Below are 949 nucleotides of genomic sequence, written 5' to 3' on the forward strand. Positions count from 1 at the left end.
AAGCAGCTGTGCGGAGCAGGGTGGGCCTGTTGCAATGCCAGCCAGGCTTCCAGGGTGGAGCCCCTGAAGCGGGTTGAAAAACGTTGGGCAAGATTGACCTGGTAACAGTCTCCCGCGCGCAGGTAATCACGGATCCTGGCAAGGCTGTCCAGATAGTCATTCCGCGTTTGTTCGGGCTGAAACGCGGATGTCAGAGCAAAGCTGGCTGGCTTTGTTTCTGTTGCCCAGGAATCACCCGGTTCGTTTCTGCCGGGCGCATCCTTATACAGGTAGACCCATGCCGAGTAGTGCGCAGCCGTTAATCCCTGCAATTCGGCACCGGCCTCATAGGGCAGGATGCCAGCAGCGAAGCAAAAATCCCCCGCCAGCGCTTGCTCCACACTGGCCTGTAACTGCTGCAGCTCAGCCCGAGAGCGCGCGCGCAGCACCGCATCTGGCTCGCCGAGCCAGCGTAGTTCGCCATCAGATTGAAAAACGCAACGGAAAGTCATGGCCGGCCAGAGTAAAATGGGTTGGCTAGTCTAACCCTGTAACGCAACGATGCCCAATCCTGTTACTGCGGGTAACAGTTCAGACGGAAAGGGCACGACACCGTATCGGGCGAGAACCTGCTACGGATGTGCCAAATTAGATAAAATTCAATGATTACAGATAGATAGGTATGCCTTTGTGGCCAAAACCATTTTGTAACGGGCATATTTGTTTTTGTAACTGTTGTGTTAACGTAACTACGTGCTCTGCGAAGACTGGGGCGCACATAAGCATTACAACAACGTTGTGCACACGAGGAGAACAATATGAATTTCAAGAAACTTGCTCTGGCTGCCGCTGTAGCCGTCGCGCCGATGAGCGCCCTGGCTCTCGAGCCGATGCAGGATGAAGCCCTGTCCAGCGTGACGGGTCAGGACGGTATCAGCATGACCATTGACGGTAGCATCACAACCGACGT

The 949-nt window shown here is 54.9% G+C and carries 2 protein-coding genes; one reads left to right on the forward strand and one right to left on the reverse strand.

Annotated elements, in window-relative coordinates; translation table 11 throughout:
* The coding region (locus A3730_RS04935) for a chorismate-binding protein (RefSeq protein ID WP_231883850.1) at positions 1-380 on the reverse strand (380 nt) is incomplete at its 3' end.
* 417 nt (positions 381-797) lie between these two features.
* Between A3730_RS04935 and A3730_RS33005 the strand changes: the two genes are divergently transcribed.
* A partial coding sequence (locus A3730_RS33005) for a DUF6160 family protein (RefSeq protein WP_197477301.1) occupies positions 798-949 on the forward strand: 152 nt, incomplete at its 3' end.

The organism is Alcanivorax sp. HI0044 (assembly GCF_001634945.1).